Raw genomic sequence first — 24,195 nt, 5'->3', positions numbered from 1 at the left:
ACGCTGGATGCAATTTGATACCATCGGGTGGTTCGCGATTAGCGTGGACGTCCTCGGCCGGTTCTGGCCGGTCTGGATCGCGATGGCGATCTGTCTGGCGCTCAGCTTCGGCTTCCGCAACAAGCTTGGGCTCTACGGTGACCTGTTCAAGATCGGCGTCGGGGTCGCCGGCGTCGTCATCTGCCTGTTCTGGCTGTTCACTGCCGTCTTCGCACCCATCATCGCGCCATTCGATCCCCTCAACCAGGTGGCGGCCATGAAGGACGCGCTGCCGGGGACCGCCGTGCCTGATGGCAGTGGCATCTACTATTTCGGCGGCGACATGCTCGCCCGCGACGTCTTCAGCCGCATGGTCTACGGCAGCCGAATCGTGATGCTGATCGCGCCGTTCGCCACCGCCTTTTCGCTGATTGTGGGAATCGGGCTCGGCCTACCAGCGGGCTACTACGGTGGCAGGGTCGATTCCGTTCTGTGCTTCCTCGCCAACCTGGTGTTGGCCTTCCCCGTCATCCTGATGCTATACCTGCTGGTGACGCCCGAAATCCGTCAGCTTTCGTTCGACAACTGGTTCAGCGAGGCGACCGGCATCGGAGTGTCTATCCCGCGGTCGCTCGCGGCCTTGATCTTTCTTTTCACGACCATTTTTTTCCTGACCCTGTTCTCCACGCGCTTCAAGGACCGGCGCGACCGGTATTACCTGCTGATCGGACTGACGATCCTGATCGGCTGCTGGATCAATGCTGGCCTCGTCTTCGACGCCGATCCGCTCGGCATCGTTCATATCGATCCGAACCAACTCAACATCTTCGTTGCGGTGGTGCTCGGTTCCTCGCCCGGCTTATTCCGCATCGTGCGTGGGCTTACCATGGACATCAAGACGCGCGACTACGTTGCTGCCGCCCAGACGCGCGGTGAATCGGTCTGGTACATCATGCTCTGGGAAGTGCTGCCCAACGCGCGAGGCCCCCTGATCGTCGACGCTTGCTTGCGTGTTGGCTACACTACCATCCTGCTCGGAACGCTGGGCTACTTCGGTTTGGGGGTTCCGCCCGAAAGTCCGGACTGGGGGACGGCGATCAAGGACGCAAGCCGCCTTCTGCGTGCTTACATTCATCCCGCGCTGCCGCCGGCTCTCGCGCTGTTGTCCTTCGTGCTCGGCCTTAATCTTCTTGCCGACGCGCTTCGCGAACAATCGATGAAAGACTGAGACGCCGACCATGAACGAAGCTGTCAAAGCCACGAACGTCGCAAGTGCCCAGCCGATCATCGAGATCGAAAATCTGTCGATCTCCTTCTTCACCAAGAAGGGCGAGATACCGGCTGTCATGGACTTTTCCTGCACGGTCATGCCGGGCGAGGCGATGGGCATCGTCGGTGAATCCGGTTGCGGCAAGTCGACCGTGTCGCTCGGCATCATGCGCGACCTCTCCAACATCGGAAAGATCGTCGGCGGCAAGATCAAGTTCCAGGGCAAGGACATGGGCGAGCTCTCCGACGAGGAGCTGCGCGCCATCCGCGGCAACAAGATCGCGATGATCTACCAGGAGCCGATGGCCAGCCTCAACCCGGCGATGAAGGTCGGCCAGCAATTGATGGAAGTGCCGCTGATCCACGACAAGGTGTCGAAGGAACAGGCTTATAAGCGTGCCCTGGAGATGGTGCGCTCTGTCAGGCTGCCCGATCCCGAGCGCATGATGCGTTCCTATCCTCACCAGCTTTCCGGCGGCCAGCAGCAGCGCATCGTCATCGCCATGGCGCTGCTGTCGAAGCCGGCGCTGCTTCTGCTCGACGAGCCGACGACGGCGCTTGATGTGACGGTTCAGGCCGGCATCGTCGACCTGGTGAAGGGACTCCGCAAGGAGTTTGGCACGTCGATGATCTTCGTGTCGCACAATCTCGGCCTGATCCTGGAGACCTGCGACCGCATCACCGTGATGTATTCGGGCGAGGCGGTGGAGACGGGCAAGATCAAGGACGTGTTCGACCGGATGCGCCATCCCTATACGCAAGGGCTGTTCCGCTCGATCCCGCTGCCCGGCGTCGACAAGAATTCGCGGCCGTTGATCTCCATCCCCGGGCAATTGCCACTGCCGCATGAGCGGCCCAAGGGCTGCAATTTCGGCCCGCGCTGCCACCATTTCGTCGAGGGCGTCTGCAACGCCGCCGAAATCCCGATGATCGCGGTCGACGGCCATGACGGCCATTTTTCGCGCTGCGTGCGCTTCAACGAGATCGACTGGGAAGCGCTGCCGCCCGGCGCCAAGAAGGTCAACGAGCGCGTCGTTCCCGGCGCGCCGGTGCTCAAGATCGAGGATCTCAGGAAGTACTACAAGGTCGGCGGCAGCGAAGTGTTCGGCTCGAGTGGGGGCCGCGTCGTCAAGGCCAACGAGACGATCTCGTTCATGGCCCGCGAATCCGAGACAGTCGCCATCGTTGGCGAATCTGGCTGCGGGAAATCGACGCTGGCCAAGGTGCTGCTCGGCCTGGAGACGGCAAGCTCGGGCACAGTGACGCTCGGCAACAAGCAGATCCAGTCGATCGGCATCGAAAAGCGCAGTGTCGAAACGGTGTCGTCGATCCAGATGGTGTTCCAGAATCCGTTCGATACGCTCAACCCCAGCCACACGGTCGGCTCGCAGATCATCCGCACGCTGGAAAAGTTCAATGTTGGCAAGACGGTCGCCGATCGCCGCAAGCGCATGCTGGAACTGCTCGACCTGGTGAAGTTGCCGCGGGCGTTCGAGACCCGCAAGCCGCGCCAGCTTTCAGGTGGCCAGAAACAGCGCATCGGCGTGGCGCGGGCCTTTGCCGGCGATGCCAAGGTGGTGGTGGCTGACGAGCCGGTCTCGTCGCTCGACGTGTCGGTGCAGGCGGCGGTCATCGAACTCCTGATGGACATTCAGCGCAAGAACAAGACGACGATGCTGTTCATCAGCCACGATCTGTCGGTGGTGCGCTACATCGCCGACCGAGTCGTCGTCATGTATCTCGGCTATATCGTCGAGCAAGGCACGACCGACCAGATATTTTCGCCGCCCTATCATCCCTATACCGAGGCGCTGCTGTCGTCGATTCCGATCGCCGACACAAGCGTGGTCAAGAAGCACATCGTGCTCGATGGCGACATTCCTTCGCCGATGAACCCGCCCTCCGGCTGTCCGTTCCAGACGCGCTGTCGCTACAAGAAGCTGATTCCAGGAGATCTCTGTGAGCGCGAGGTACCGCCGACCAGGAAGATGCTGGACGGCCACGACATCAGGTGCTACCTGCCGGATACGTTCTTCGCGGCGATGGAACCGGTGATCAAGCTCAGCGCCAAGTTCGAAGTCGAAGAGGCGGACGTCGGCGAGACGGAATCGGGATAACGGGCAACTCCGCAATCAGTCGGCGCGACTCAGCCTATGCGAGGCCCTATTGACGCGCCTACGTTCTGTTCCTGCTCCTGCAGAGAGTGAGCACCCGCAAGCCTTCTTGCGGGTGAAATGCGACTGTGCTTGAGCATGAAGGCGCTGATCTTCAAAAACAGTCTCCATACTTAATTCGTCATTTACAAATACGATTTTCGGTCGCAGATGTAATTTCCTTACTGTGGTCAATAGCATTTTGTCGCCGAGAAACAAAGATAAGCCTCATCGACCTGCGTCTCGCTTACTCTCAATTCTTAATGTTCGGCAACGATCAACTCGTACCTGGGGGCACCCGCGTTGGTGCAGAGGCGTGAGGCGTCCCGGATTGTTCCTGTTGGCCTGTGGTCGGAAATGGTGTAATCGACCAGCCAATCAAGTTGACGGCATGCTGAAGTATGGCCTTTGTCTGAGCAAGATCCGATGAAACGGCCATAACATATCCGATCCAGTCTTGGTAGTTGCCTTTCCTGATGATCGGCGTCTTGGGTTCAACATACAATTTAACCTTGGCGACACCTGGTAGAGCAGCCGCCTGACTGGCGCCACTGATCCAATCCAGGGTGCCATCGCGATCAGCAATTAGGCACCGCACGGCCGCAGTCTGCGAATGCCTTCTGCGCAAATCCCATTCATCGCCGATGACAAGCTTAATGTGCTCAGATGGGAGATCGATACCGTAAGCCGCCTGAACCGATTGAGCACCTCCAGAAAGACGCGGATTGACTTCAATGACGACTGGGCCACGCTTCGTCCACCGAAGTTCGATGTTCGTTGGCCCCCAGCCAAGGCCGAGAGCTCGCAAACAACTCAACGAAACATCGGCGATACGCCTGTGCTCGTCGTCAGTCAGCACAGCAGGAAAGATGCTCTCACGAAAGACGAAATGCGGTGGGTGGCCGAACTCAGCGGCGGCAATCCCAATGACCTCATTTCCCATTATATGAGCGCAATAATAGGGGCCCTGTGCGAATTCTTCGACCAGTATCCTCGGCGAACATGGCCATATCTGCCCACCGCCCAACAGATAGGTCGTGTGTTCGGCTAACTCGTCGGCGTTGCGGCACAATCGGACACCGACGCTGCCGCTGCCTACGACTGGCTTAAGAATTACCGGCAGGCCGATTTCCGCGGCGGAGCTCTCAACCGCTATCGCAGTAGATGCCACGCGATAAGAAGGTATTGGAACGCCGGCCTTCGCGAGGAGCTGACGTTGAACGTATTTGTCGCAGCATCGTTCAATGGATGCAGGGTTCGGTCCCGGTAGATCGAAATACTGGCAAAGCTTGCCAATTGTCGCATAGAACGCCTCCAGGGAGGACGTAATGCCAGCAATGTCATAAGTGGCCCCTAGACGGGAACATTCACGGATTAGCGCATCGAGATTGTCTGTATCGACACGGATTGCCTCAATGCTTTCCGCCGCAAGATAGTCGCACCAAGCTGGATCAGCCGACAGGGTAATTGGCTGAAGACCAAGACGCTGGGCCGCTTGGATGTAGAGGGGACCAGTACCCGTTGTGTCGCCTTCGACTAGAATGAGTGCTCTCGTTGCCATTGGTTGGTGATCCAACTTTGCGTGTTGTGTGGTCTGAGCCTGTCAGGGTGCGCTCGTTTAGCCGTGCCAACCTCAGACATAACGGTGACCGTAGCATTGTCAGTGATTTGCGAGGTTAAAGATCCTGCAAATTTATTGGAAGGTTTTGTTGCAAGTAGGATTGGCCGGCTGCTGCTCATGACCCCGCCTCGCCGGGAAGGTTGCTTTGGGTGACGGGCGCCAAGACGAGGTTGTTCAACAGGCCGGCAGGCTCGATATCCTCGTCAACAACGCCGGCCGCATGGTTGAAGCGAAGGTAGATGAGACGGGACTGGACGAATGGCGACGCACAATGGCGCTCAACCTTGATGCTCCTTTCCTGCTGATCCGTCGCGCCATGCCTCATCTTCGCAGAAGCCGCGGCGCCATCGTCAATATCGGCTCAATAGAGGGGTTGGCGTCCAACCCCGGGCACGCGGCTTATTGTGCCTCGAAGGCAGGACTGCATGGCCTGACGCGTGCCGTGGCGGTCGATGGCGGGCCAGACGGGGTGCGCTGCAACGGCGTGGCTCCCGGCTGGATCGATACCGACCTCAACATCAATTTCGTCGCCGCTTTGCCCGAGGAGGCGCGGGGGCGGCTGGGTGCCATTCATCCGTTGGGTCGAACCGGCCGTGTTGAGGAAGTCGCGGCTATGGTCGCATGGATTGCCTCCGACGAGGCTGCATTCGTCACCGGCCAGTTTGCCAACTACGGAGAACGAGTCTCAAAAGATCTTTTGCAGTTCTTCAATCGCTTAAATGAGAGCGCGAGAAGTCAGGCCGAACACCACCTTGTGGCGAACAGGACAAACCCGGCAGGAGGGATCTGTTGCTCCGGCGGCATAGTCGGTTTTTGAAACTGTCATCGTGAGGCGGCAGAAGTTGCCGCTGATATTTATGTCGTGGACGACATCGCGGTTGAAGGAAAGCAGCCTCTAAGATCCCGTGTGAGATATCGGCGTGAGACACACGTTCTCGTCCTCGCATTTTGGTTTCCATTTCGAGGGGCCACTTACGCGACCGGCGTGCCTACTCCGGTCTCAATCCTGGTCAACACGTTCTGGACCGCGAGGACCGAGAAAGAAAGAAGCAAGCACATCGTTAGCTGTTCGATCGCAGATCGAAACGTCGAAAAGTATATCACGATACTTGATCAGGACGCGCTGCCGTGAGTGCCGAGGCCGCATTTATTCCCTATGCGGCATGCCGCGACAGACGCACTTGAAAAGAAGGAAACTGATGGAATAATCGCAGCAGGACCCGCGTTCTGTTCCGGGCGCGATCTGCTGGTGCGCCAGGGGGACTCGAATGATCAAGGGGCTTGCGGGCCACGTTAGGTGCATTCAACGAACAGGCGGAAAGAGAAGTCCATGTGAGACAAATTCACTAAAGGTTTCCTTGCTACTGCTAATACTATGAATGCCCGACGAGTGGAGAAGGGCTCGTCCTATCTTGGCTGCGAATGATAGCGTGTCATCGCTTATGAAGCTAAGTCGTAGGGCCGTTTCGCCACCAGACGATGACTGCTGCTAATTTGGCTACCACCGGATTGCATGCGCTTCGAGCAGCATGTGGTCATCCTCGCTCAGCGCACCAGAACCGCAAAAAAGTAGCTTGTCGAGTGACTTTATTTCGGCTGTTCCCGCCACTCAGCTTGCATATAACACTGACCTGTAGCCCAAGTTGGAGCCAAGGCAGATGTCGTTCAAAGGCGTTATTCCGCCCGTCATAACGCCCTTTCACGCGGACGGATCGATCGACCGTGACGGCTTCTGTGTCATGGTCGAGCACCTGGTCGCGACTGGCGTCCACAGTATCATTGTGGGTGGTACGACAGGCGAATACTACGCCCAGTCACGTGACGAGCGTGTCAGCCTACTTAAGCTTGCCAGAAGCGTGGTGAAGGGGGCGATGCCGCTGATCGCCGGTGTCGGCGCCATTCGAACAGAGGACTGCATCGAATATGCGCTGGTTGCCAAAGACCTGAAGTACGACGGCATCCTGATCGGCTCGCCGTACTATGCTGTTCCCACGCAGCTCGAGCTTGCCAATCACGCGCTTGCGATCGACAAGGCCGCCAATCTACCAGTGATGCTCTACAACTATCCCGGCCGCACCGGCACGATGATGGATTTCGAGTTTCTGGATCGGGTAGGTCGCAGCTCGAATTTCTGTGCCATCAAGGAGTCGAGCGGCAGCATCAACCAGCTGCACGCCTTGGCTCGTGACTATCCGCACATCGATCTGTTCTGCGGCATGGATGATCAGGCGCTTGAATTCTTCGCCTGGGGTGCCAGGGGGTGGGTCTGTGGAGCTGGCAACTGCCTGCCGGCTGAGCATCTCGCGCTGTACGAAGCCTGCGTGATCGAGAAGGACTTCACGAAAGGCCGGCAGATCATGTCGGCGCTCCTTCCTCTGATGACACTTCTCGAACAGGGCGGCAAGTTCGTTCAGAGCATCAAGTTCGGATGTGAGCTTGCCGGTTTACCGGCGGGTCCGGTGCGCCGGCCGATGCGGGCACTCGACGACGAACAGAAGCGGGAACTGGAGTCGACGATCCGCACCCTTAAGGCAGTCATCGCGTCAATCACTGCAAAATCCCAAAAGAGGGCTTCCGAGAATGTCATCGCTATTAACGCGTGATGAGTACCAGAATCTGGCTGTCAGCCTGCCGCTGCCGACAAACGCGGTGATCGACGGCAAGGCGCGGGCGGCGGAATCGGGCGACACTTTCGAAACCATCAATCCGGCGACGGGGCAGGTGATTGCAAGGATCGCCTCCTGTGGTCAGGCCGATGTCGATCTTGCTGTCGAGAAGGCCCGGCTGGCATTTGAATCGGGCGCCTGGTCGCGTGCGCATCCGAGCGAGCGCAAGCGCGTGCTGCGGCGGCTCGTCAAGCTGATGGAGCGAAATGCCCATGAGCTTGCCGTGCTTGAGACGCTCGAAAGCGGCAAGCCTATCTACGACGTCGAAACCATAGACATCCCTGAGGCTCTGCACTGCCTGGAATGGCACGCGGAAGCCACCGATAAGCTCTACGGTCAGACGTCGCCGTCCGGCGATGACGTCGTGTCGATGATCGTGCGCCAGCCGCTGGGCGTAGTCGCCTGCGTTCTGCCCTGGAATTTCCCGATCCTGATGCTGGCCTGGAAGATCGGACCGGCACTTGCGACGGGCAACTCCGTCATCGTTAAGCCGGCCGAGCAAACCAACATGTCAACCTTGCGCATTGCCGAGCTGGCGCATGAGGCCGGGTTGCCGCCCGGCGTCCTGCAGATCGTCACCGGTCCGGGCGACGTGACCGGGAAGGCGCTTGGCATGCATCCGGATATCGACATGGTCGCTTTCACCGGCTCGACCGATGTCGGCCGGAAATTCCTGGAATATTCCGCCAAGTCCAACCTCAAGCGCATTGTGCTTGAATGCGGGGGGAAGAACCCGTGCATCGTCCTCGATGACGCCGAGAATTTGGACGTTGTCGCACAGCACGTCACTCAGGGTGTCTTCTGGAACATGGGCGAGAACTGCTCGTCCAATTCCCGCCTGATCGTCCATGAGAAGATCAAGGACCGCTTGGTGGAAACCGTCCTCCACAAGCTCAAGGAATGGCCTTTGGGCGAGCCGTTGGACCCGGGCAATCGGCTGGGCGCCATTGTGTCGAAGGAGCAGTTCGACCGCATTATGGGCTACATCAAGAAGGGGCGGGCGGAAGGTGCCAGGGTCGTGGCGGGCGGAAATACCCACAAGCATGGCAAAGGCTATTTCATCGAGCCGACCGTATTCGACGATGTCACCCCCGAAATGGCGATTGCGCGGGAGGAGATTTTCGGTCCTGTCCTGTCGGTAATCAAGGTGGCCAATGCTGACGAGGCGCTTCGGGTCGCCAACGATACGCAATACGGGCTTGCAGCGTCGATCTTTACCGCCAACCTCGGCAAGGCACATCGCATGGCAAGGGATATTCGCGCCGGGACGGTGACCATCAATTGCTACGGCGAAGGAGACGTCTCGACTCCCTTCGGCGGCTTCAAGCTGTCTGGCTTCGGGGGACGAGACAAGTCATTGCATGCCCATGACCAATATACCGAACTGAAGACCATCTGGGCGGACATCTCCGATCCTAGGGTCTCGCGTTCGGTAGACTAGCCTGGTCGCACCGATGGGCCACTATGAGGCTGTCCGCACGCCTGCGGACACATCCATGCCAGGCTGGTACGGTATTCTGCCGCCTCCCAAGGCACCTGAGGTGCTGCGCGGCCGTCACAAAGCGGACTGGCTCATTGTAGGAGCTGGGTTTGCTGGATTGGCGGCCGCGCGGCGCCTCTCTCAATTGGTGCCGAACGAGCGCATAGTGGTGGTCGACGCTCAGCGCGTCGGCTGGGGTGCTGCCGGGCGTAACTCTGGCTTCATGATCGATCTTCCGCACGAGCTCGGTGGTGCGCACTACGGCGGAAGCCAAGATCACGACCGCAAGCGCATCCGCTTGAACCGGGCCGCGATCGAATTCTCTGCTTCGGCAGCGGACGAATACGGGTTGCAGAAATTCTTCGTTCGGGCCGGCAAGTACCACGGAGCTGCAACCGATCACGGTGTTGCCGTCCTGCGCGAATTCGAAAAACACCTTACGGTGCTAGGGGAGCCATTCGAGCGACTCGACGGGCCGCAGTTGAAGGAAATCACCGGAACCGACTTTTTCGTCGGCGGAACCTTCACGCCGGGAACGGTAATGGCACAGCCTGCCGGCTTCATCCGTGGGCTTGCCGAAGGCTTGTCGAAGCGCGTGCAGCTATTCGAGAATTCACCGGTCACATCTCTGCAGGCCGGCAGATTGCATACCGTAAAGACGACCGAGGGCGAGATATCCGCGCCACGGCTGTTTCTGACTGTGAATGGGCATCTTGAAAGCTTCGGTTTCTTCAAGAAACGCCTGCTGCATGTGTTCACCTACGCAAGCATGACGAGGCCTCTCTCCAAGAGCGAACAGGCATCTCTGGGCGGTGAGCCGCATTGGGGTTTGATCCCGGCCGATCCGATGGGATCCACGATCCGAAGGATCGGCGACCGTATCGTCGTCCGCAACACCTTCACGTATAATCCGGACATGTCCACGAGTGAGAAGCAAATCCGTCGGATCGGCATGGCACACGATCGATCGTTCCGTGCACGCTTTCCGATGCTGGGCGAAATACCGATGGAGTTTCGCTGGGGAGGCCACTTATGTCTCTCCCTCAATTCCGCGCCGGCATTCGGCGAAATTGAGGAGAGAGTCTTCGTAGCTGGATGCTGCAATGGCCTGGGAACGGTGCAGGGCACCCTCTACGGTATGCTGGCTGCCGATCTTGCCGTCGGCAGCAACGAGCCAATGGTTGCAGACGCCCTGAACGAGCCAGCCCCGGTTCGGCTTTATCCAGAACCGCTGATGTCGATCGGAGCGCCGCTGAAGCTGTGGGCGATGCAGAAGCGCGCCGGCAAGGAGCTTTAGCTTTCTCGTTCTTGCGCCGCCGCTTCCCGGATCCAGCTACGGAGGCTCTGGGCGGCAGGGGAAAGCGTGCGGTTTTCATACCAGGTGAGATAGTAGCTTCCAGGGGCTGGGAGCTGAAGATCCGTCAGTCTAACGAGTTTCCCTTCGTCAATCTGGGCCTTGACGAGGCGGTGCCAGCCAACAGCCACCCCTTGATCGGCTTGAGCGGCCTGAAGCGCCACGAAGAACTTGCCGAAGCGCCGACCGCGGGTCGGCCCATGCGAGACCCCCGCGCGCCGTAAGACCTCGTCCCAGCCGGCCCAGTCGGGATCGACCCAGTCAACATGCAGCAAGGGAAGATCGGCCAACGACTCCGCCGTTGCATCGCGATGCTTGCTTGCAAACCCCGGCCCGCATACCGGGTAGATTGTTTCGTCGAACAGAAGCTCGGCATGCTCGTTTGACCACGATCCGAATCCGTAGCGAATGCGCAATTCGACCTCGGCGCGGCGGTAATCGCGAGGATTGTCCGAGATGAGGTGGTCAACGGCAATATCCTGGTACCGTGTCCAGAAGTCCGGCATCCGCGGGATCAGCCACGTCGACGCGAAGGCGTCCGTGCATGCCAGCGTGACGTTCCTGGACCGGTCGCCGCGTTTCACATTTCGCACGATGTCTGCGGCGCGCGAAAAACCGCTGGCCAACACGCCATAAAGGTCCTCGCCGGCGCTTGTCAGCGCCACACCGGTTCCCAATCGGGTAAACAGCGGAACCCCCAGTTCGTCCTCGATCGCTTTGATCTGCCGACTGACGGCGCCAGGAGTGACGTTCAGTTCCGCAGCGGCCAATTTGAATGACAGGTGCCGGGCAGACGCCTCGAAAACAGCCAAAGCAGTCAGGGACGGCAGATCGTAATAGCGGCGAACCATCTCAAGCTCCAAACACTTCGATAATCGCGCCGCGCGACAAATAGAGCAAGCAATGCTCAAGGTGTCGGAAAACCATTTGCAAGGCGACGCGATAGCCTGCGTTTCGACTGACTATGGCTGCGATCCCAAACCCATGTGCGGCGGAACATAGCAAAACTGTACGAACCATGCTTCGCGATCTGCAACGCTGTCCAATCAACGTCCGACGCGGCTGCAGCGTAGCATATACAGGGGGATGTCTGCGCTCAGCAACTCAACAAGGGGGTGAGACTTTTGCAGGGCTGCCCCACTGGTCTTCCGCTGCCGTTCAGAGATTATGAACCGAATTATCCCTTTGGTGATGGCTTGAGCTATGACTGGCATTGAGAAGAAAACTGCGGTCATAACTGGCGCGGCGGGAGGCATCGGGCAAGCGATCTCCAGACAGTTCGTTGCGAAGGGCTTTCGAGTGGTTGCGGGCGATGCCGAACAGGCTGGCCTGGACAAGCTTGAGGCCGAACTCAATCGAACCGGACAGAATGTCTGGAGCAAGGCCGGAGACCTCAGAAACAATGGCTATTGCGAGGATTTGATCGAGTATTCCGTCCAGGCCACAGGGCGCCTGGACGTGCTCGTCAACAACGCCGGAATAATCACGCCAGGAGACATTCTCCAGGCGACCGACGATGATTGGGAGCGGACGTTCGAGATTAACCTGACATCGATATCCCATACCTGCCGGAAAGCTATAAGCCACATGAAGGGCCATGGCGGCGGCGCGATCGTGAACGTCGCATCCTGCTGGGAGCTTTATCCCGGGACTGGGCACGCGGCCCACTGCCTTGGCAAAGCAGCCGTGGCGGCGTTTTCAAGATGTCTTGGCCGCGACCATGCAGGTGATGGAATACGGGTCAACGCCGTGTGCCCCAATGAAGTCAGCACCCCGATGCTACGCACCGGTTTTGCCCGGCGCGGCTTCACCCCTGGCACAGCCATGGCGGAGGCCAACAACACGGTGCCGCTAGGCCGGATCGCTGAGCCAGAAGACATAGCTGACGTGGTATTCTTCCTATGTTCCGACGCCGCCCGCTCCATCGCAGGCTCGGCGGTCGAAGTGAACGGCGCAAAGCCTGTCTATTGAGGGCACCCATGGCTGACAGACTGGCAGGCAAGATTGCAATCATCACAGGCGGCGGACGGGGTATCGGTGCTGGTATCACACAGCGGTTTGTGGGAGAGGGAGCGAGAGTTGCCATTGTGCAGAGAAATTCGCCGCCTGACGCGTTGCTTGATGATCGAACGGTCTATGTGAAGGCGGATCTCGCGAATTCCGAGGACATTCGATCAGCCGTCGAGACTGTTGTCGAATGCTTTGGTGGCCTGGACATCTTGGTGAATAACGCCGGGGTCATGTTCGAGAAGACCGTCGAGGAAATGACCGAGGCGGACTGGGATCAGATGATGGACATCAATCTCAAGGCGCCATTCCTGCTGGCAAAGGCAGCAATGCCGCATCTTCGGGAGCGGGGTGGAGGAAGCATCATCAATATCGGCTCAATCGAAGGCCTGGCGTCCAACCCGGGACATCCTGCATATTCTGCCTCGAAAGCGGGGATTCACGGCTTCACAGCGGCGGTTGCGGTCGATCATGGGCACGAGGGAATCCGGTGCAATGCCATTGCACCGGGCTGGATCAATTCTGATCTCAGCGAGGTCTACATCGACAGCATGGCCGATAGCGCTCGCGTCCGCAGAGAACTGCTCGCCATGCATCCGGTGGGGCGTCTTGGCGAGCCGACTGATGTCGGAAATCTCGCAGTCTGGCTTGCCTCGGCAGAGAGCGCCTTCGTGACCGGTCAGGTCTACGTCATCGACGGCGGCCGTACCAAAAAGCTGCCGCTACCGATTTCATAAACAGGCGAAGTCCCGCGCTTTGTCAGGCTGTCGGACCAACTTTCTCGCTAATTCGCCTCTGGAGGAACGCCGAATAGGGATGACCGCTTTCGACCAGAAGCCATACTTCGACCAGTCCAACGGCTCCCTCATGACCCAAAGCGGATCTTCAAGAGATCCGCTCAGCAGAAACGGGACGGAATAGCAATCAAGGTGGAGTTTGGCCGGTGCAAGCACGTCACCTAGAACCGTTTATTCTCTGCTAGCCTTCGGTAGTGCGCACCTTGGGCCGTCAACCGAAAGCCAGTGCTGTGCATGGCTGCCTGCCACGGATAAGGCTGGTCGACGGGGGCAACCAAGTTAACCTTGTAGAAGGCCTGCATTTCTCGGAAGATCGCAAAGTTTGTTTCGTTGACAGGGATGTCCTTATACGCCTCTGCAAACTCCCCGCGGTCCCGCTCAAAGCTGGGATCGACGGGGAAGACATGCCCTGGCGTGGGGAAATAGTCCTTGAGTTTCCGAAGTACCTCGGGCGCGACCTTCGGCGCAACCTGTCGCAATGTGATGAACCGTTGCACATTCGCCTTGTAGACGGGGCGCTGCTCCCAGCCTCCTAGCGTCTGGTCAACCAGCGAATAGAGTGAGGCCGGTGTGATGCGTCCGAGCACATCTGAAGCACTGCCGCTAAGGCCATCAAGCACAATACCTGTGAACAGTCCATGCCCTTCAAACTCAGCAGCGGACTGGTTGCGGTCTGCAGCGGCGAGAATAGTCACGCCTTTGCCGATCAGTGAAACGTCCTTATTGGCTAGCCCCGAAAGTTCGCCTAAGAACCCCGCATGGCAGCAGTCAAGGATGATGACAGTGGAGTCGATCTCTTGGTGCGCACCGTTGGCCATGCCGATCACATCAGCAAGGGATAGCCCGAAGGCTCCTTTCTTATGATCTTGGCTTACTAGATAGCCGCGGTTTGTCTCGGGCTCGAGTAACCCATGGCCGGCAAAATACAGTACGACGGTTTCAGCCTTTCCTTGAAACAACTTCTTGACGCCGTCGTCGAGGAGTTCTGTGGTCACATCCGTTTCATTGCTGGTATAAGTGATGACATCGAAATTCGGATCCCCATTCCCATGGGTCTCAAGTTTCTCCGTGACGGCTATGGCGTCGGCAACACATCCTTCAAGGTCATTGTCGGCCCCGCCATAGCCGTCAACGCCGATGACAAGCGCGCGCTTCACCGACCTCCCCCGATAAGGATCTTTAGATTAGGCCAAGTCCAGTCGTACATTTTGTCGGTCGACTTGGCCGCCTTGGGCTTAACATTGCCGCCTGCCGAGTAGCCCGCGAGGAGAAAATAGGGCACCCCTTCTTCCTGAGCTATGCTCAACTCAGCGCTCACCCCAGTGGCTGTGTCCGTATTTTTGCCACAGATTACACAAACGACGTCAACAGATTTGATCCGCGTCCTGGCATGCTTTTTCCAGTTCTCATCGATCGCCTCTTTGATGGACCAATCGGCCAGATCAAAGGGGCTGTCCTCGAGCTTTGCCTGCCCAACAAGAAGGATCTTCAGCGACTCATCATGGTCATAGTCAAAACTCATAAAAACCTTTGTCTTTGCCATTTCCGTCCGACCCCCATTACGACAACTCGTTTCGGTGTAGTGTTATCGGACTAGGTATTACAGTCGCATCCCCAATGACAACCGATATTTTACTACGTCCGCCGGTTCCGCCGAACCTTGCGATGGGTTTTTGTCCTACGCAGCTTAAGGTCGGAGTGGTCAGAAATGTAAGCGCCCGCGGCGACGAAAGGCCCTTTATTCATTTCGACCACCAGGGAGTTGAACCACTTCGCTCATGCCCATACCTGACTGACCATCGCTTTGGCGAACCGGATACCCGTCCCGTTTGGCCCACGTCCCGAGAGGGGCGGCGCGGCAGGTTAGCGCCTCGTCTCAGTCATTCGGCGGGCCTGTTCCACATCGGTCAATCAAAACGCGACGCCGGGGTGGCCGGCAAAAAAGTCGCTCTGGCGCCGAAGCAACGGATCGCTCCCTGGTTCGGCTGCGCCGTCCACGCCGATGGACTGACTGAGGGTTACACGTCTGTAAACCGCGGCTTCCACCTTTGCCGCTACAACACGACAACCGAATTGAGTCCGAGTTTTTGCGAGACGCGATTGAAAATAACGGGAAAAGGCAAAGTTGTCATAAATTCGGACTTGCTTTAATTGAGCTCTATAATACTTTGGCTTGATCGTTCACCACAACACTATGGATGACCCTGTGCCGGCAAAGTCGCGCAACGCAACAGACTTGGACACCGGAAAGCAGGCGAGGGCCGCAATCAAAAGGGGTCGGGCCGAACTCTATGCGGCGCGGCAATTTCTGGGCCGCGACACGCAGGCGGACCTCAGTGTCCGCATCCCTTTCGACGTCTACTTCCAGGATCCATTCGTCACCAACTCCAACAAGGCCTACAACTTCGACCAAGAATTCAACGTGCCATGGGAGCCCGGGCTCACCGATGGTCCGACGAGCGCCCGATTTGCCGTAGTTGATTATGACAGCGGAACCGAAATCCTGACCACTCCAGCTCAATGGAATGGCGATCTGGGCAAGTTTGTCGACACCAAGGGCAAAATTCTCGATCGGCATAATTTGCGCTCCCCGCAGTTCCGGCAAATGAATGTCTGGGCGACCTTGCAGAATGCGCTCGACTTCTTTGAGGCTGGCTTTGGCCTCGGCCGTCGCATCGATTGGGGATTCGAAGGCAACCGGCTTATCGTCGTGCCGCACGCCGGATATGGTGAAAACGCGTTCTATGACCGGGACAGCAAATCGCTGCAGTTCTACTATTTCGACAGCAGCAAGGACGGCGCTCGCAAACGCATTCATACTTGCCTGTCGGCCGACATCGTCAACCATGAGTTCGGGCATGCCGTGCTCGACGGGATACGGCCATATTACCACGAATCCGTCTTTGCCGAGACCGCAGGCTTCCACGAGTTCCTGGGTGACATTTCGGCAATCCTGATCGCCTTCCGCAACACTGTCTTCCGGACACAGGTGGCCGAAGCCACCGGCGGTGACCTCGACAAGGACAATCCGCTCGCTAGCCTCGCCGAGGAGTTCGGGCGCAATATTGGCGATCAGGACTACCTTCGAAGTGCGCTGAACACCCTCAAATACGACGACGTCAAGAACGACCAGCGCCAGCATTATATGTCTCAGGTCTTGACCGGCGCCATGTTCGACATCATCCGCCGTCTGACGGCCTACTACATGAAAGCAAGAGGCGAATCGGCGAAGAAGGCTCTCTGGTCTACAATCCGCCGCATGCAGTGCATGGCCGTCCAGCCGCTTGACCTGCTGCCGCCGGTCGACGTGATGTTCGAAGATTATGCATTGGCAGTCCTTCGCGCCGAGCAGATCGTCAATCCGACGGACCCTGACGGCTACCGAGACATGATGAGCGACGTTTTCGTCGAACGCGGTCTTTTGAGCGAGGCGACGGCTGCCGAACAGAAAATTCCCACTGCCGTCTTCGAGCGTCTAAACGTCTCGGTCTTCCACGATCCGCAGGCCATCGCCGCCTCACGCGCCAATGCCTATCGCTTCCTTGACGACAACCGCCGTGACCTGTTCATTCCTTTCGCCGCCGACGTGATCGTCACCGATCTGTCGACCGCCCAGAAACTGACGCTCTCGGGCCGCCGCCTGCCCAGGCAAGTTCTCCTGCAGTACATCTGGCGCGAAGATGTGGTGCTCAAAGGCGCCCGGTTCGGCCGCTTTGCCGGCGAGGTGACCAGCATGCTTTGCGGCGGCACTTTGGCACTCGACATTGACGGCAACCAACTGGCTTGGGCACGCAAACCTGGCACCCTTCCGCTCATCAAGGGCTCCCGCAAACGCGAAGCCGAGGACGACGAGGCCAAGCGCGGCGCCGCGCGCCGCGAAGCTTTCTTGGACGCGCTCGCCGCTCGGGTTGCGGCTGGCCGCATCGGCGACGGCGTTGCCGGCGGCACAGCCGGGCTGCTGGTGAAGTCGATCGCGCCGTTGACCGCTGACAGGGGCGATGGAACGGTCCGATTCAGGCTCTCTCCGCACATCGGCATTCGCAGCGACAAGGACGAGGAGATGGGAGAGCGGCCATGGCAGATCAGCTCCTGATCCGCGCCTACAATGTCGGCGTTGGCGATTGCATCTATATACGCATTCCGAAAGCCCGTAAAAAGGGCGGCCAGATCGACGACTTTCACATCCTCGTGGATTGCGGAAAAAAGGGCAGCGCCGCCGAATTGAAGGTGGCGCTGGATCACCTCAAAGGCGAATTGCCGATCGAAGGCGGCCAAAAACGCCTTGACCTCTTGCTCGTCAGCCACGAGCACGAAGATCATATCAAGGGCTTCAATCCGGCCTGGTTCACCGACATTCGTATCGAGAACCTGTGGATGAGCGTCGCCATGAATCGCGATCATCCGCAGGCCAAGTTCGCGCATCAGCTGCATGAGATGGCGGCGACGGCGATGCGCAGCATCACCGCGCGCAATCTGGCTCTGAGCCCGGAGCTGGAAGACATCGCGGCACGCTATAGCATTGCCAACGATGACGCCGTGGACGCGTTGCGCACGCTGTTGCCGAAACAGAATGGCATCACACCGCTCTACGTGCACGCGGACATGAAGCCTGCCAAACTGCAACCGGCGACGCTGTCGGGGGCAACCTTCAAGGTGCTTGGCCCAGAATTCGATATTGATACCTACTATCTCGGCGATGCCGCCCAGGACATCTTGCATGGCTTTTCCGCCTCGACCGGCTTGCTGAAGGGCACGGGAAAGGCGCGGAAAGCCGGTCCGGCTCCCGCAAACATCAGCGGCTCGGATTTCACGCGCCTGCAATCGCGCATGATGTCGGGCGCCTTTGCTTTTGCCGAAGAGGAGGGCGAGGTCGTCAATAACACCAGCGTCATGCTGCTTATTGAATGGCGCGGTCGCCGGCTTCTCTTCGTCGGCGACGCCGAATGGAATTCGGCCTACCGCGACAAGAAGAAGAACTTTGCCTGGAACACGGCCTGGAAGCTCCACAAGCCCGAACTCGACACGCCAGTCGATTTCCTCAAGATCGGTCACCACGGCAGCATCAACGCGACACCCTGGAACGATAAGGAAGACGGCAAGCTTACGGAACCGGCCACCATCCTCAACGCCATTCTTCCGCTTCCCAAAGACAACGCCAAGCCTGTCGCCAAGGCAGTCGTCTCGACTGAGCGAACCTTCTACCCGGTGATTCCGCGATCGACACTGCTTCTCGAGATAGGCAAGCGCGTCAGCAACACCAAGAAATACGGCGCCGAGCTCAGCACCGATCAGCTCGCGCACCTCCCCAACTATCCCGACTACGAGGCGCGCTGGCTGGATCAACCGCAGCCTCTGCGAACCGATCTCGAGGCGCGCCTCACTGGCAAGGGTTTCGTGGACATCATGATCGGCCCAGCTGGAGGTTTTTGAGAGACTTCCCACCGCGTAGCGTTCGGGCGTTTTGAACCAATGACGCACCATTCGCACACATCAAAGCTGTTCAGGAAACGCCCGTTGATCAGGATTGACCCTTTCGACTGTCTCAATGCCGCCGGTTCCTATTCGAGGCACAGGCTCGCTTGCCGACAGGATAATATGAGGGCCAAGGCTTCAACGCGGGCCGCAAAATCGCGGCCGAAAGGGGCGCTTCGAATTTTCGGCCTGGCGACACGCATCCGTTCGCACTGCATTCGCGCTTCAACGTCTCACGAAAAGTCAAATTGTATGATCCCTCGCAGCTGCAACGCCGCCGAAGAATGCGATGCGCACAAAGCAGATCGATAGCTCATACTTTGCGCGCTTCCGCGTTGGCGTGGGAGCGTTTTTTTGAATCAGGGGCGAAGTCAAGGTCGATGAACAAAAACATCGTTGTTCTCTGCGACGGCACGGGAAACGAAGTCGGGGGCAATCTATCCAATGTTCTCAAACTGTTTCGTATTGCTCAAAAGAACGTAGACCAGTTGGTCTATTACAATCCTGGGGTGGGAACGATCGGCCTCAGCAGCGACTGGGGCTCGATCTTTCAGAATGCTAAGGGTGTTTTTGGTCTTGCGACCGGCTATGGCCTGGACGAGAACATCATGGATGCATATCGCTTCGTATGTCAGCGATATGAAGACGGCGACAAACTGTTCTTTTTTGGATTTAGCCGAGGGTCCTATACAGTACGCGCCTTGGCCGGTTTGATCCACACAGTCGGTCTGCTCAGACCAGAGCAACTCAACATCGCCACCTATGCACTGACCGCCTACAAGCGCGCGAGCCAAGATAACAACCTGCATCTCGCGTGGGATTTTGCACGCATCATGAGAACGCGCCATGCCACCATTCATTTTCTCGGTGTGTGGGACACGGTAGCATCCATGATCGTGCCGCGCCCCGACCGCTTTTACCTACCTAGCCTGCGCACTTTGCCGTACACGCGCACCAATCCCAGCGTACGCTGTTTTCGACAAGCAGTGGCGATCGACGAGCGGCGACGTCTGTTTAGGCTGAACCGGTGGGAGCCGAGACAAACGTACGAGGCGGTGCCCTTTGCCGATCCTCCAAGCGACGTTGCGCAAGACACAGTGCAAATGGCGTTCGCGGGTGTGCATTCAGACATTGGCGGAGGTTACCCCGAGGCTGAAAGCGGGCTTTCGAAATTTCCTCTGGCCTGGCTCACCGACGAGGCAGAAGCTCAGGGCCTCCTGATCGACGCCTCCATGTACAGCCATCTTGTCAAAGGAGCTGCCCTGCCTACAGGCAAACATGTCTATGTCGCGCCAGATGCCACCGGCAAGCTGCACAATTCGCTTAACTGGGCGTGGTGGATCCTTGAACTCTTGCCTAAAAGTGTAAAATGGCGGGAATGGAACCGGTGGTCGTTGTTCGGCTGGTATTTTCCTCGTGCGGAGCCACGACGGTTGCCAGTTGACGTGCAGATCCATCCATCGGTCGAGGAACGGAAATGTCGCTTGGGTGATTATCGTCCAGTTAATGAGCCCGACCGATCTCCTTAGCCAGCTGGGGCAAGGGCGACACCTTGCGTGAACCAGTCTTCATGGGTGAAGGCGTACCAACTGCTTTGCGCGCATCGCCGGGCGCGGCGTAGTCAGAAAGTTCGAAGATGGGAGTGCAGATCTGGAGCCGGGGAACTGAGCGGCATCCGTCGATACGCAAAAAAACCTGCCGCTCTAGCTTGAACCCGTAAGCACCGATGACCGGGACTGTCCGGTCCCTGAGGAGATTCTATTTGGCGACGTTCCGCCTTGATATGTTGCCTGCCGGCGATGGTGACTGCCTGCTCCTCTCTTGGGGAGACCACGGCCTGCTGAACCACATGGTCGTCGATGGTGGCCGGGCTGGAGCCTATCACCATCTTCGCAGCCACCTCGCACGGATCGCCGACGCCGGCGAGAGACTGGAGCTATACGTCCTGACGCATATCGACGGCGACCATATCGAGGGCGCATTGGCGTATCTCAAGGACGTAAGCCGCCCGATTGCGCCGCAGCAGGTCTGGTACAATGGCCGTCGGGAGATGAGCTCGATCCAAACCCGCAGCATGAAGCAGGGCGACGCCTACTCAGCAGCGCTTTCCATGCTCGGTTGGCCGGTCAACGAACCGTTTTCCGACGGCGTTGCAAAGATCGAGTCCGCACCCGGCGAGATCGACGTGGCCGGACTGCGGCTGACAATGCTGTCGCCCGACGAGGCCCATCTGACCGCGCTCGGTGGCAGATGGGAGGTTTGGAGACAGCAGGAAGACCTGCGCCGGCGCGGAGGGGTGCGCATGGCGGCGAAGCGGCCGCCGGTGCCGGATCCGCTAGTCGTTGAGGACTTGGTTGCGCCTGGCCCCACTGACAAAGAGTTGCCGAACGGGACCAGCATTGCATTCGTCGCAGAGTGGGGCGGTCGTCGAGTTCTGTTCGCTGGCGACGCGCATCCGGACCTGCTGGCGTCCTCGCTTGAGCCGCTCGCGGCTGCAGAAGGGGGGCGCTATCGGGTCGAGCTCCTTAAGGCGTCGCATCACGGCAGTGCCATGAACACCTCAAATCGACTGATCGAGATGCTCGACTGTCGACGCATGGCGATCTCGACAAACGGGAACCTTCATGGCCATCCCAATCCGCAATCGATCGCGCGCTTCCTCCATTTCGGGCCGGAAGGAACGAAGGATCTCTACTTCAACTACGTCACGGATTGGACGAGGCCCTGGATGACGCAAGCGGTCGCGGAGCGCTACAGGTACCGCTTTCATTCCCCGCCCGGCCTGCCGGGAGCGCTTTCGATTAACATATTTGCTGAAGACTAATCATTGTTGCATCGCCTAGCCCCAGCACCGAACCGGTGGCGCGGATCGGAAATGTCGGTATTTAGTCTGCATGAATACAAAGGCTCTTGATCCCGAGATGTGCGCATGACCTGTGAGTGTTGTTATCGAGAGTGCGGGCATTTATAGCATGGCGAATAAAAAGGTGATCTTCGTCGCGATCGAGGACGAGCGTGCGAGAGATCTACTCAAGGGTCAATCGCTCCATACGGACTCGCCATTTGAATACATCGATATGTCGGTGAAGGAGGCCTACACCGAAGACTGGAAGACGAAGGTGTGCACGCGTATCCGGCGATCCCATGGTGTGATCGCACTAATTGGCAAGAACTCACTTTCAAGTTCGGGCCAGAAGTGGGAGATCGCTTGCGCGCAGGAGGAGGGTGTCCCCGTCCTCGGCATCTGGGCCTATTCAGACGACAGGACGTCGGCAGGCGGCGTGACCACCAAGGCATGGGGCTGGGAAACCATAGCAAACTTTGTCGATGGGCTCTGATCGTGGGAAAGGGCAGGAAGGCGCTTATCGTAGGGATCGACTATTATGAGGACTTGAGCCAGCTATCGGGATGTGTCGACGACGCCCACAAAGTGAAGGCGGCACTCGACCGTAACGGCGACACCTCCAAAAATTTCCAGACCAAGATTTTGACCGGCACCGGTCCCAACGACATCGTCAACCGGAAAGCCCTTAAGGAGGAGGTTCGCGACCTTTTCTCGGGTGACGAGGAGGTCGCACTATTTTACTTCGCGGGCCATGGCCACATCGAGGCTACCGGCGGTTACCTGTGCGCTACGGACACGGCGACAGGCGACGACGGCTTGCCGATGGGAGAGATCCTCAAACTTGCCAACGATTCCAAGGTCGCCAACAAGATAATCCTGCTCGACAGCTGCCACTCCGGTATTGCAGGCTCTTCTGAGAATGATCCACGCTTTGCCGAGCTGACCTATGGGCTCACCATCCTCACTGCGTCGACGGAAAAGCAGTACGCGCACGAGACCGACGAAGGCGGAGTGTTCACGAACCTGCTCGTTGACGCTCTCGAGGGCGCCGCCGCCAATCTGGTCGGGGAGATTACGCCGGGAAGCGTTTACGCGCACATTGATCAGTCGCTCGGGTCTTGGGGACGTCAGCGCCCGATCTTCCGCACAAACGTCAACAGCTTCGTATCACTTCGTCAGGTTACGCCGCCGATCGCCCTCGAGGACCTGAGGGCGATCGCAACACTGTTTCCCAACGCCCACCACGAGTTCGAGCTCGACCCCACGTTTGAGCCCTATAGGCCGATCAGCGGGGTGGAGGTCGATCCAATAGCGGAGAATACAAGCCGGTTCGCCATTCTCCAGAAGCTCAATCGCGTGAACTTGGTGGTGCCGGTCGGCGCACCGCATATGTTCCATGCTGCTATCGAAAGCAAATCCTGCAGGCTGACCATTCTCGGCGAGCATTACCGGCGCCTCGTGGTCAATGACCAGATTTGAAGCTTGAGTGAGCCGCTTGCAGGCGCGGGAGGAGGGAGCAAGGATCGGTGTGACAGTGCTTCCGTGCACGACCAGGGTTGGACTGGTCCTGGATACGAACCTCGATCGGAGCTGCGTGCGCGACTCGGCACAGCTACTTTAGGTGCTAGCGTAGTAAGTTGCGAATATGCGCGACTGGTTGGAGGCGACTAATGAAAGTTCCCGTTTTCGTCAGCCGACCTACACCGCATCTTTCGGCTCAGGAACGATTCGTTGCGCAATTCACTGACGAACTGATGAAACGCGGTTTTGATCCCATTACGATGGGACCGGCCAGCAGTAGCTACGACTTCGATGCTCCGCTTGTCGGTATTCGACGGCTGCTAACTCATTGCTGCGGCCTAGTTTCGGTCGCTTTTCGGCGCACTCACGCATCGGCAGTGAAGAAGTATCCTTCAGCCGATTTACCGGGCTTCGCAGAACGGGACGACCGCAACGTCTGGTTCACGAGTCCATATTGCCAGATTGAGCCTGCGATGGCTTTTCAATTGGGATTGCCCATTCTGATCCTAAAGGAAGAAGGAGTTCTAGCCGAAGGCGTTTTGGAGCGTGGCGTAACCGGCCTGTACCTCCCAGAGTTCAGTCTGGCGGATGGTCCGTCTTTCATCAACGGTCAGGAGTGTCGCGCCCTGCTCGATCAATGGGGCGGTTATGTTCGTGCCGCCTACAAACGGCGAGGCGATCCTCCAAGACTGTTCGACTGACAGCAAGGAATGCAAAGCGAGCACCAAGCAACCGGGCGCCAAGAGTTTCGACGCTATGCCGATACTGGACCCGGAAGCGGGAACGGCTCCCGAATGATGACCGCGTCCAAATCCTTGTTTGCAGCGAGATCGGAAAAAGCGCCGGCCCGCAACCCTCATCCCTTCTCCAACCCTACGCCTATCTCCCCAGACCCACGAATCCTCCCCGTGGGTCGGTCAAAATCCCCCGGGTATGGTCACTTGAAACTCCCCCACCTGATGATCACCGGCAGCGCTGCTGAACAGCAGTAGCCGGTAAGGCAGGACGTTTATTTTCGCCCCCTTTCATAC

General features: G+C 58.4%; 19 protein-coding genes. 15 read left to right on the top strand and 4 right to left on the bottom strand.

Features of this window, described 5'->3' with window-relative positions:
• The first annotated feature begins 7 nt into the window (after positions 1 to 7).
• Together JQK88_RS33000 and JQK88_RS32995 are read left to right on the top strand one after the other, a co-directional pair.
• Entirely contained in the window at positions 8 to 1,207 is a 1,200-nt protein-coding gene (locus tag JQK88_RS33000; protein WP_203280743.1) for an ABC transporter permease, read from the top strand.
• Between the two features lie 10 nt (positions 1,208 to 1,217).
• Positions 1,218 to 3,365 (top strand): dipeptide ABC transporter ATP-binding protein, encoded by a 2,148-nt coding sequence (locus JQK88_RS32995; RefSeq protein WP_203280742.1) that lies wholly within the window; start codon positions 1,218 to 1,220, stop codon positions 3,363 to 3,365.
• A gap of 313 nt (positions 3,366 to 3,678) precedes the next feature.
• Here JQK88_RS32995 and JQK88_RS32990 read toward each other — a convergent pair whose 3' ends face one another.
• Complete coding sequence (locus tag JQK88_RS32990; protein WP_203280741.1) at positions 3,679 to 4,962, bottom strand: ATP-grasp domain-containing protein; 1,284 nt, start codon at positions 4,960 to 4,962, stop codon at positions 3,679 to 3,681.
• Positions 4,963 to 5,167: 205 nt separating this feature from the next.
• Here JQK88_RS32990 and JQK88_RS32985 point away from each other — a divergent pair, with 205 nt between their 5' ends.
• The 4 genes from JQK88_RS32985 to JQK88_RS32970 all read left to right on the top strand — a co-directional run bounded on the left by JQK88_RS32985 (position 5,168) and on the right by JQK88_RS32970 (position 10,465).
• Positions 5,168 to 5,839, top strand: coding sequence for an SDR family NAD(P)-dependent oxidoreductase (locus JQK88_RS32985; protein ID WP_203280740.1), 672 nt, complete (start codon positions 5,168 to 5,170; stop codon positions 5,837 to 5,839).
• Between the two features lie 841 nt (positions 5,840 to 6,680).
• Positions 6,681 to 7,625 carry a dihydrodipicolinate synthase family protein gene (locus tag JQK88_RS32980; RefSeq protein ID WP_203280739.1) on the top strand — a complete coding sequence of 315 codons (945 nt, stop codon included), beginning with the start codon at positions 6,681 to 6,683 and terminating at the stop codon, positions 7,623 to 7,625.
• On the top strand, positions 7,603 to 9,129 hold the full coding sequence (locus tag JQK88_RS32975) for an aldehyde dehydrogenase (RefSeq protein ID WP_203280751.1): 1,527 nt from the start codon (positions 7,603 to 7,605) through the stop codon (positions 9,127 to 9,129). The genes JQK88_RS32980 and JQK88_RS32975 overlap by 23 nt, the downstream gene beginning before the upstream one ends.
• A gap of 55 nt (positions 9,130 to 9,184) precedes the next feature.
• Entirely contained in the window at positions 9,185 to 10,465 is a 1,281-nt protein-coding gene (locus JQK88_RS32970) for an NAD(P)/FAD-dependent oxidoreductase (RefSeq protein ID WP_203280738.1), read from the top strand.
• Here JQK88_RS32970 and JQK88_RS32965 read toward each other — a convergent pair.
• Entirely contained in the window at positions 10,462 to 11,373 is a 912-nt protein-coding gene (locus JQK88_RS32965) for a LysR substrate-binding domain-containing protein (protein ID WP_203280737.1), read from the bottom strand. The two genes, JQK88_RS32970 and JQK88_RS32965, sit on opposite strands and share 4 nt — an antisense overlap.
• 352 nt (positions 11,374 to 11,725) lie before the next feature.
• On the opposite strand from JQK88_RS32965, the gene JQK88_RS32960 reads away from it, so the two are divergent.
• Both JQK88_RS32960 and JQK88_RS32955 read left to right on the top strand, forming a co-directional pair.
• Entirely contained in the window at positions 11,726 to 12,493 is a 768-nt protein-coding gene (locus JQK88_RS32960; protein ID WP_203280736.1) for an SDR family NAD(P)-dependent oxidoreductase, read from the top strand.
• An 8-nt stretch (positions 12,494 to 12,501) separates the two neighbouring features.
• On the top strand, positions 12,502 to 13,266 hold the full coding sequence (locus tag JQK88_RS32955; RefSeq protein ID WP_203280735.1) for an SDR family NAD(P)-dependent oxidoreductase: 765 nt from the start codon (positions 12,502 to 12,504) through the stop codon (positions 13,264 to 13,266).
• 221 nt (positions 13,267 to 13,487) lie between these two features.
• Here JQK88_RS32955 and JQK88_RS32950 read toward each other — a convergent pair whose 3' ends face one another.
• On the bottom strand, positions 13,488 to 14,483 hold the full coding sequence (locus tag JQK88_RS32950) for a caspase family protein (RefSeq protein ID WP_203280734.1): 996 nt from the start codon (positions 14,481 to 14,483) through the stop codon (positions 13,488 to 13,490).
• On the bottom strand, positions 14,480 to 14,869 hold the full coding sequence (locus JQK88_RS32945) for a TIR domain-containing protein (protein ID WP_203280733.1): 390 nt from the start codon (positions 14,867 to 14,869) through the stop codon (positions 14,480 to 14,482). Before JQK88_RS32945 ends, JQK88_RS32950 begins: the two co-directional genes overlap by 4 nt.
• Positions 14,870 to 15,562: 693 nt before the next feature.
• Between JQK88_RS32945 and JQK88_RS32940 the strand changes: the two genes are divergently transcribed.
• The 7 genes from JQK88_RS32940 (at position 15,563) to JQK88_RS32910 (ending at position 23,865) form a co-directional block, all read left to right on the top strand.
• Positions 15,563 to 17,419: a gluzincin family metallopeptidase gene (locus JQK88_RS32940; RefSeq protein WP_203280732.1), complete on the top strand. Its 1,857-nt coding sequence runs from the start codon at positions 15,563 to 15,565 to the stop codon at positions 17,417 to 17,419.
• Entirely contained in the window at positions 17,401 to 18,756 is a 1,356-nt protein-coding gene (locus JQK88_RS32935; RefSeq protein WP_203280731.1) for a ComEC/Rec2 family competence protein, read from the top strand. Before JQK88_RS32940 ends, JQK88_RS32935 begins: the two co-directional genes overlap by 19 nt.
• 422 nt (positions 18,757 to 19,178) lie before the next feature.
• Positions 19,179 to 20,327: a T6SS phospholipase effector Tle1-like catalytic domain-containing protein gene (locus JQK88_RS32930; protein ID WP_203280730.1), complete on the top strand. Its 1,149-nt coding sequence runs from the start codon at positions 19,179 to 19,181 to the stop codon at positions 20,325 to 20,327.
• Between the two features lie 233 nt (positions 20,328 to 20,560).
• The gene (locus tag JQK88_RS32925; RefSeq protein ID WP_203280729.1) at positions 20,561 to 21,622 is read left to right on the top strand and encodes a ComEC/Rec2 family competence protein; all 1,062 of its coding nucleotides are present in this window, start codon (positions 20,561 to 20,563) and stop codon (positions 21,620 to 21,622) included.
• Positions 21,623 to 21,770: 148 nt separating this feature from the next.
• Complete coding sequence (locus JQK88_RS32920) at positions 21,771 to 22,136, top strand: TIR domain-containing protein (protein ID WP_203280728.1); 366 nt, start codon at positions 21,771 to 21,773, stop codon at positions 22,134 to 22,136.
• Positions 22,094 to 23,122 carry a caspase family protein gene (locus JQK88_RS32915; RefSeq protein WP_203280727.1) on the top strand — a complete coding sequence of 343 codons (1,029 nt, stop codon included), beginning with the start codon at positions 22,094 to 22,096 and terminating at the stop codon, positions 23,120 to 23,122. The genes JQK88_RS32920 and JQK88_RS32915 overlap by 43 nt, the downstream gene beginning before the upstream one ends.
• A gap of 191 nt (positions 23,123 to 23,313) precedes the next feature.
• Positions 23,314 to 23,865 (top strand): hypothetical protein, encoded by a 552-nt coding sequence (locus tag JQK88_RS32910; RefSeq protein WP_203280726.1) that lies wholly within the window; start codon positions 23,314 to 23,316, stop codon positions 23,863 to 23,865.
• Positions 23,866 to 24,195 lie beyond the last annotated feature (330 nt).

This window comes from Mesorhizobium caraganae, from assembly GCF_016836705.1.
Classification (GTDB): Bacteria; Pseudomonadota; Alphaproteobacteria; order Rhizobiales; family Rhizobiaceae; genus Mesorhizobium; species Mesorhizobium caraganae.
Note: the sequence above shows the minus strand (reverse complement) of the source record. Positions and strands in the feature narration are given on the sequence as shown.

What these genes read in the sequence shown, in the direction of transcription:
- JQK88_RS33000 (WP_203280743.1), top strand. Translation starts at nt 8, where the DNA reads ATGCAATTTGATACCATCGGGTGGTTCGCGATTAGCGTGGACGTCCTC.
- JQK88_RS32995 (WP_203280742.1), top strand. Translation starts at nt 1,218, where the DNA reads ATGAACGAAGCTGTCAAAGCCACGAACGTCGCAAGTGCCCAGCCGATC.
- JQK88_RS32990 (WP_203280741.1), bottom strand. Translation starts at nt 4,962, where the DNA reads ATGGCAACGAGAGCACTCATTCTAGTCGAAGGCGACACAACGGGTACT.
- JQK88_RS32980 (WP_203280739.1), top strand. Translation starts at nt 6,681, where the DNA reads ATGTCGTTCAAAGGCGTTATTCCGCCCGTCATAACGCCCTTTCACGCG.
- JQK88_RS32975 (WP_203280751.1), top strand. Translation starts at nt 7,603, where the DNA reads ATGTCATCGCTATTAACGCGTGATGAGTACCAGAATCTGGCTGTCAGC.
- JQK88_RS32970 (WP_203280738.1), top strand. Translation starts at nt 9,185, where the DNA reads ATGCCAGGCTGGTACGGTATTCTGCCGCCTCCCAAGGCACCTGAGGTG.
- JQK88_RS32965 (WP_203280737.1), bottom strand. Translation starts at nt 11,373, where the DNA reads ATGGTTCGCCGCTATTACGATCTGCCGTCCCTGACTGCTTTGGCTGTT.
- JQK88_RS32960 (WP_203280736.1), top strand. Translation starts at nt 11,726, where the DNA reads ATGACTGGCATTGAGAAGAAAACTGCGGTCATAACTGGCGCGGCGGGA.
- JQK88_RS32955 (WP_203280735.1), top strand. Translation starts at nt 12,502, where the DNA reads ATGGCTGACAGACTGGCAGGCAAGATTGCAATCATCACAGGCGGCGGA.
- JQK88_RS32945 (WP_203280733.1), bottom strand. Translation starts at nt 14,869, where the DNA reads ATGGCAAAGACAAAGGTTTTTATGAGTTTTGACTATGACCATGATGAG.
- JQK88_RS32935 (WP_203280731.1), top strand. Translation starts at nt 17,401, where the DNA reads ATGGCAGATCAGCTCCTGATCCGCGCCTACAATGTCGGCGTTGGCGAT.
- JQK88_RS32930 (WP_203280730.1), top strand. Translation starts at nt 19,179, where the DNA reads ATGAACAAAAACATCGTTGTTCTCTGCGACGGCACGGGAAACGAAGTC.
- JQK88_RS32920 (WP_203280728.1), top strand. Translation starts at nt 21,771, where the DNA reads ATGGCGAATAAAAAGGTGATCTTCGTCGCGATCGAGGACGAGCGTGCG.
- JQK88_RS32915 (WP_203280727.1), top strand. Translation starts at nt 22,094, where the DNA reads ATGGGGCTGGGAAACCATAGCAAACTTTGTCGATGGGCTCTGATCGTG.
- JQK88_RS32910 (WP_203280726.1), top strand. Translation starts at nt 23,314, where the DNA reads ATGAAAGTTCCCGTTTTCGTCAGCCGACCTACACCGCATCTTTCGGCT.